The sequence below is a fragment of the Gelidibacter sp. genome (genome assembly GCF_039916245.1).
GTDB lineage: Bacteria > Bacteroidota > Bacteroidia > Flavobacteriales > Flavobacteriaceae > Gelidibacter.
The window spans coordinates 1-6,624 of record NZ_JBDSLS010000193.1 but is presented as its reverse complement, the minus strand read 5'-3'; the positions used below and the strand labels follow the sequence as shown (position 1 = coordinate 6,624).

The 6,624-nt window shown below is 36.6% G+C and carries 6 protein-coding genes; 1 reads left to right on the top strand and 5 read right to left on the bottom strand.

What is annotated here, in order from left to right; all coding sequences use genetic code 11:
* Nucleotides 1-73: 73 nt before the first annotated feature.
* Complete coding sequence (gene trpS, locus ABIQ28_RS10380; protein ID WP_348036979.1) at nucleotides 74-1,042, bottom strand: tryptophan--tRNA ligase; 969 nt, start codon at nucleotides 1,040-1,042, stop codon at nucleotides 74-76.
* Nucleotides 1,043-1,315: 273 nt separating this feature from the next.
* Between trpS and ABIQ28_RS10375 the strand changes: the two genes are divergently transcribed.
* Nucleotides 1,316-2,056 carry a lysophospholipid acyltransferase family protein gene (locus ABIQ28_RS10375; RefSeq protein WP_348036977.1) on the top strand — a complete coding sequence of 247 codons (741 nt, stop codon included), beginning with the start codon at nucleotides 1,316-1,318 and terminating at the stop codon, nucleotides 2,054-2,056.
* Between the two features lie 76 nt (nucleotides 2,057-2,132).
* Here the strand turns inward: ABIQ28_RS10375 and ABIQ28_RS10370 are convergent, their stop codons facing one another.
* From ABIQ28_RS10370 to recA, 4 genes are all read right to left on the bottom strand, one after another.
* Nucleotides 2,133-3,671: a hypothetical protein gene (locus tag ABIQ28_RS10370; protein ID WP_348036975.1), complete on the bottom strand. Its 1,539-nt coding sequence runs from the start codon at nucleotides 3,669-3,671 to the stop codon at nucleotides 2,133-2,135.
* On the bottom strand, nucleotides 3,672-4,214 hold the full coding sequence (locus tag ABIQ28_RS10365; RefSeq protein ID WP_348036973.1) for an RNA polymerase sigma factor: 543 nt from the start codon (nucleotides 4,212-4,214) through the stop codon (nucleotides 3,672-3,674).
* A gap of 10 nt (nucleotides 4,215-4,224) precedes the next feature.
* On the bottom strand, nucleotides 4,225-4,653 hold the full coding sequence (locus ABIQ28_RS10360) for a hypothetical protein (protein WP_348036971.1): 429 nt from the start codon (nucleotides 4,651-4,653) through the stop codon (nucleotides 4,225-4,227).
* A gap of 140 nt (nucleotides 4,654-4,793) precedes the next feature.
* Complete coding sequence (gene recA / locus ABIQ28_RS10355) at nucleotides 4,794-5,810, bottom strand: recombinase RecA (protein ID WP_348036969.1); 1,017 nt, start codon at nucleotides 5,808-5,810, stop codon at nucleotides 4,794-4,796.
* Nucleotides 5,811-6,624: the final 814 nt, after the last annotated feature.

Below are 6,624 nucleotides of genomic sequence, written 5' to 3'. Positions count from 1 at the left end.
CCTGGGAAGTTGTTTGAGGTCATCTAAGCAGAAGACCTCTCAGGTTTTTAAAACCTGAGAGGTCTCTCCAGAATTAATACCCCAACTTTGTACGAACACGTGCCAAAACCTCATCCGCCACAACTTTTGCCTTTTGAGCACCAATTGCAAGAGCATTGTCTATCTCGTTCAAATGACTCATATAATAATGGTAACGTTCGCGTTGCGTTTCAAACTTTGAAACAATCAATTCATATAAGGCTTGTTTGGCATGTCCATAACCATAATTGCCTTGCTCGTAATTCTGTTTCATGGTGTTTATTTCTTTATCAGAAGCCAACAAGCTATAAATCGCAAAACAATTACAAGAACTCCAATCTTTCGGATCTTCTAATGACGTGCTATCCGTTTCAATGGACATGATTTGCTTGCGGAGTTGCTTATCTGGTAAAAATATATTGATGAAATTATTCTTGCTTTTGCTCATTTTAGCGCCATCGGTTCCTGGAACAAGCATGGTGTTGTCTTGAATTTTACCTTCGGGCATCACAAAAGTTTCACCCATCCTCGCATGAAAACGAGAGGCCACATCACGAGTCATTTCAATATGTTGCAATTGATCTTTTCCTACCGGAATAATTTCGGCATCATACAATAAAATATCTGCGGCCATTAACATCGGGTAGGTAAACAAGCCGGCATTCACGTCTTCTAATCGGTCGGCTTTATCTTTGAAACCGTGTGCCAGAGTTAAGCGTTGGTAAGGGAAAAAGCAACTCAAATACCAAGAGAGCTCGGTCGTTTGAGGGATATCACTTTGACGGTAGAACACTACTTTTTCGATATCCAATCCAAATGCTAGCCAAGTTGCCGCAACACTATACGTATTGTGTCGTAAGGTTTCAGCATCTTTAATCTGAGTAAGTGAGTGCATATCTGCAATAAACAAAAATGAATTGTTCTTGTCGTCATTTGTCATCTCAATTGCTGGAATGATTGCACCTAGAAGATTTCCTAAATGGGGTGTGCCTGTACTTTGTATACCTGTGAGTATTCTTGCCATGTTTACTTTCCGCGAAAGCGGAATTCTCTTTTAATTAAACAAATTTCAATAGTAGCAAAGGTAATTTTTTTGAAGTGATAGCTCAATTAATTTAACAGGTTTTAGGCGGATGAAATTTTTGTAATAGACTGTTTAATTACTGTGAAGGCAGGAAACCTTTAGGTTCAGCGAAGTTAATCTCATTTTATTTCACATTTTTATTGACTGGATTCATTAAATGCGAATTTGATTTTTTCAAGAAATAGCTCAATTAATTTAATTAGTTTTGGACGGATGAAAATTTTCAAATACCCCCTCTGGATTCTATACCGCATTTGGTTTTACATTTTAGTAATCGTACCAATAATCATATTATTTCCAATTTTAGTCATCTCTATCTTAAAAGAAGAATGGTATCCTTATTTCTTCAAAATGGCACGTTTGTGGGCAAAAATCATTTTAATAGGGATGGGGTTTAGATGGATCATAAAAAAAGAACAAATCCCTGAACCCACCAAAAGCTATATGTTTATCGCCAACCATACGTCAATGGCTGACATTATGCTGATGTTGGTAACGGCGAAAAATCCGTTTGTGTTTGTGGGGAAGGCAGAACTGGCCAAATTTCCAATTTTCGGCTTTTTCTATAAACGCACCTGTATTTTGGTGGATAGAAGTTCTGAAAAAAGTAGAAAGGCGGTATTTTTCAGAGCCCAGAAACGACTCAATCAAGGATTAAGTATCTGTATTTTTCCCGAAGGAGGTGTGCCACATGAGGACGTTATTTTGGACGAATTTAAGGATGGTGCCTTCCGGTTGGCCATTAGCCATCAAATCCCAATAATTCCAATGACTTTTGTGGATAATAAAAATCGTTTTTCTTATGTATTTTTTAGTGGTGGCCCAGGAAAGATGCGCGTTAAAGTACATCAGTTTTTAAGTACGGAAGGAATGACTTCAAAAGATGCTAAAGAATTGAATGAGCAAGCAAGAACGATTATACTAGAACAATTATTGACCGAATATAAAAACTAAAAAAGCTGCTCTTGGCACAGAGCAGCTTTTCGTCATTATTGTACCTCTACAATAATTACCTAACCAACTAAAAAATCTAAAACTTAAAACTAAAACCTGAGTAAACTCCAATAAAATAAGGTCTAAAGTCGCCTGAAGTATTGTTGAAGGTGTTAATTTGGTACTTGAACATCGGTTCAAGATTTAGTTTTAAGGTATGTGAAATGTTATAGTTCAATCCTAATCCAAAATTGGCACTATAACTTGTAGTATTGATATTATTGGCATCGCCCAAGAGTGCTCTTTCACTATCCAAAACAGAATAGATTTCATTATTGTTCAGGAATAACGTGCTAAACCCTCCAATAACGTTCAGGCCGAATTTGCTATTGATAATATTGTATTCTACTTCTAAAGGCACTTCGATATAGCCAAATTGCTGTTCTAAAGAACCTTTAGCGTTACTAATTACAAATTGTTGTGCAGACTCTTTATTAATGCCGGAAGTGCTCATATAATCGTTCAATTTCCCTTGGTTATTGAAGTTGATGTTTCGAAGTTCAGAGCCGCCAGAATTCACATTAAAGTTGTTAATGTCCCTAAAGGTCACAACTTCGTTGGTGCTATAGCCCAAGTCGACTTTATTAATCCCCGCTCTAATTTTTATCTTATCATTGATGGCGTAACTTCCGTTAATACCATAACTCATATTTACCGCACCACTTTTGCCATTATTTACAAATTGATTGTCAATGGACGAACCTTTACCTAAACTGTTAAAATAAACAGGTGCCACACTTGGGGAAATGTTCCACCTGTTTGGTTGCTCTTCTTTTTCTTCTTCATTTATAAGGTTTGCTTTGGCAATAGCATCCTCAATGCTTTTCTCTTCTTTATTTGAAGCGATGACATCTTTATAGTCTTTAATTTTTTCGGTGTATTTTATAATATTCTGATCTGTAGACTTGGCAATTGTAGTGCGCTCTTTTTCATTTTCAAGAATAGTTTTGACAAGTTCATTACCTTGGTTTTGAGCTTCTTTGTTAGGGTCAAGTTGAGGTAGATTTGGGATGTTTTGTGCAATAACGTCTTCTTTCGAATTGGAGCTAACGGTCTTATCTTTTTGAGACGATGCTATTTTATCTTGCGGGTTAGCGGTGTTCGTGTTTCTTTTATATGAATCGTCATGGGCGATCTGAGAGGCCGTTTTATCTTTTTCATTTACAGTCTTTCCGTGATGGACCTTTATAGAATTTGCAGCATCTACATCAGACGGTTCTGTATTGGCGATAACACTGGAACTATCAATTGCGTTGTCGCTTGAGTTCATGTTTTTTTGCTCAAAACCATCTGATGGATTGGATTGGGGTCCACCTCGGGTAGTTTCAGTATCCACCACGCTGTTTTCAGGATTATCAGTTTTCACACCATTATTGAAAACATTTCCAATAGTCAACAGCATCACTAAAATAGCTGCAACTCCTGCCGTAAACCACCAAATTGGGATCACGAGACGTTTGCGCTTATTTTTATGTAAGGCGTCTTGAATGTTGTCCCAAACAGCATTATCAGGAGTTGGTTCAAAATTTTTGAACTTCTCCTGAAAAAGGCGGTCAATATGTTTTTTTTCATTCATTTATAAACTTTGTGAATGGTCTTTCAACTTATAATGTTCAATTTTATCTTTTAAAATCATTCGTGCCCTCGCAAGATTTGATTTTGAGGTTCCCGTGGAAATACCCATCATTTCTGCAATTTCTTTATGCGAATAATCATCTAATACGTACAGGTTAAATACCAATCTGTACCGATCTGGTAATTCCTGGATGATGCTCAGTAAAAAATCCAGACTGATATTTTCTTCATAAATTTCAACAGCAACATCTTCTATTTGATCCTCATTGACAATATCAAAAACACCAACACTTCGATAACGTTGAAGCGCGGTATTGATGGTAATGCGTTTCATCCAACCTTCCAAAGAACCTTTATTACCAAACTGATCAATTTTTTTAAAAATGGTCACAAAGGAATCCTGCAGATTGTCCTGTGCCTCTGCATAATTTTTCGAATACTTAAGACAAAGCGCAAACAATTGACTCGAAAAGAGCTTGTATATCTGGCTTTGAGCTTGAGCATCATTTTTTTTACACTTGATAATGAGTTGTTCTAAACTCACAGTTATAAGATTAGTGGTTTGTAACAGGTTGCGCTTCTACAACCGGCACTTCTACAATATAATATAAATCTGTTCCGCTTTCATCCTTACCTTGCCAAAATTTAAACACATAAGTGCCAGTGCTGGTGACCTTAAAATTAAAAGTGGCTTCAACTTCTGCATCTTCACTTAAACCACAATTTTGGTTTGGGAAAACCGAGTTGATGACTGCAACGGTACGTTGATTCAATTCACGTGTATAGTAAAAATCATAAAATGCATAACAACCAGCTGGCCTAATATATTTTACAGTTATTGGGTAAACTTCGCCAAGAACAAATTGCTCAGGAATTACAACGCTTTCAATAGGTAAAATTTCATTGTAAAAATCGTTGCTGTCATCAATACTGCAAGATGTTAATGTGAACATCACAGCACATAGCAAAACTAACTTTTTCATAATAATTTGATTTAGGATTCATTTTCTTTTTCATGCTGTAGATGCTCTAAAGCGATAAAGGTTGCGTTGTAAAACAAAAAAAATCCCTTTTTGGAGGGATTCTTTTATTTATTCTGATTAAAAGTAGAAAATTTGTGTTTTTAATCGTCACCAGAAGTAGCTGCCTTGGCTATTTTTCTAACCTTGGCCTCTAATTCATCCATCAATTCTGGATTGTCTTTGATTAAGGCTTTAACAGCATCTCTACCTTGACCTAATTTTGTTTCGCCGTAGCTAAACCATGAGCCACTTTTCTTTATGATTTCATTTTCAACAGCGATATCTAAAATTTCACCAACTTTAGAAATTCCTTCACCATACATAATATCAAACTCGGCCAATTTAAATGGCGGTGCTACTTTGTTCTTTACTACTTTAACACGAGTTTTGTTACCTGTGACGTTACCATCAGTTTCTTTGATTTGTGTTGAACGTCTGATGTCCAATCTTACAGAAGCATAGAATTTAAGGGCATTACCACCAGTTGTAGTTTCTGGGTTACCGAACATAACACCAATTTTTTCACGTAATTGGTTAATGAAAATCACGGTACAATTAGTTTTGCTGATGGAACCAGTTAATTTTCTTAAAGCTTGAGACATCAATCGCGCATGAAGACCCATTTTTGAGTCACCCATCTCACCTTCAATTTCACTTTTTGGTGTCAATGCGGCAACGGAGTCAATCACAACGATATCAATCGCACCAGAGCGGATTAAATTATCTGCAATTTCCAATGCTTGTTCCCCGTTATCAGGTTGGGAAATGATCAAGTTCTCTAAATCTACATGTAAATTTTCAGCATAAGTTCTGTCAAAAGCATGCTCAGCATCAATAAATGCAGCAATACCTCCAGTTTTTTGAGCTTCGGCGATGGCGTGCAAGGCTAGGGTCGTTTTACCAGAAGATTCTGGGCCATATATTTCAATAACGCGACCACGCGGATAACCACCAACTCCTAAAGCAATATCCAAACCTAAGGAGCCTGAAGAAATTGCTTCAACATCCACGACAGCTTGGTCGCTCATCATCATTACAGTGCCTTTCCCGTAGGATTTATCCAACTTGTCTAAGGTAAGTTTTAGGGCTTTTAATTTTGCTTCTTTTTCACTACTCATTTGTTTCTCTTTTTCTAATTTTTAATGAAGCTAAATTACGACCTTTTTTTCACCTAATATAATCTTATGACGCAACCTTTTTATTGTTTCTGCATCTACTTATTAAGATTGGAAAATCTTGCAATGAAAGTTTAGAAAAATTATTTTGAAAATGCACCTGAGAGGATTCTTGGGTGCTTTTTTGATTTAAGGACAATGATGGATGACGAAAAAACGGTTTCACAGAGTTCCGCTGAGAAATCGCTGAGTTTCACGGAGAAAAACTTTAGTAGATTGATTCAATGATTCTTCACGTTGACAATTGTCTAAGATAAATTCCCGCGGATGACACTGATTTTTGCAGATGGATAGATGTAAATCAGAGTTGATATTAATGTTGAGGTAAGAAAACTCTAGCTGATGATCTGTAAAAGAATTATTTGTAAACCGCCGACTGCCAACTGCCATCTGAGGACTGCCGACTGGAGACTGGAGACTGCCGACTGCCGACTGTTTTGATAGCTATTCCACAAAGTTACACAAAGAAGGCCAAAAGTTGCACAAAGAAGAAAGTTAATAAGTATGTCAAAAGTTTATGCCTATCAAAATAGGAGTTGAGCATTTTATTTTTTTTCTTAACTAGAAACTAGAAACTAGAAACTAGAAACTAGAAACTAGAAACTAGAAACTAGAAACTAGAAACTAGAAACTAGAAACCAGAAACCAGAAACCAGAAACCAGAAACCAGAAACCAGAAACCAGAAACCAGAAACCAGAAACCAGAAACCAGAAACCAGAAACCAGAAACCAGAAACCAGAAACCAGAAACCAGAAA

Bases quoted from the DNA above. Each gene is read 5' to 3' on its own strand.
- trpS (WP_348036979.1), bottom strand. From the start codon at position 1,042: ATGGCAAGAATACTCACAGGTATACAAAGTACAGGCACACCCCATTTA.
- ABIQ28_RS10375 (WP_348036977.1), top strand. From the start codon at position 1,316: ATGAAAATTTTCAAATACCCCCTCTGGATTCTATACCGCATTTGGTTT.
- ABIQ28_RS10370 (WP_348036975.1), bottom strand. From the start codon at position 3,671: ATGAATGAAAAAAAACATATTGACCGCCTTTTTCAGGAGAAGTTCAAA.
- ABIQ28_RS10360 (WP_348036971.1), bottom strand. From the start codon at position 4,653: ATGAAAAAGTTAGTTTTGCTATGTGCTGTGATGTTCACATTAACATCT.
- recA (WP_348036969.1), bottom strand. From the start codon at position 5,810: ATGAGTAGTGAAAAAGAAGCAAAATTAAAAGCCCTAAAACTTACCTTA.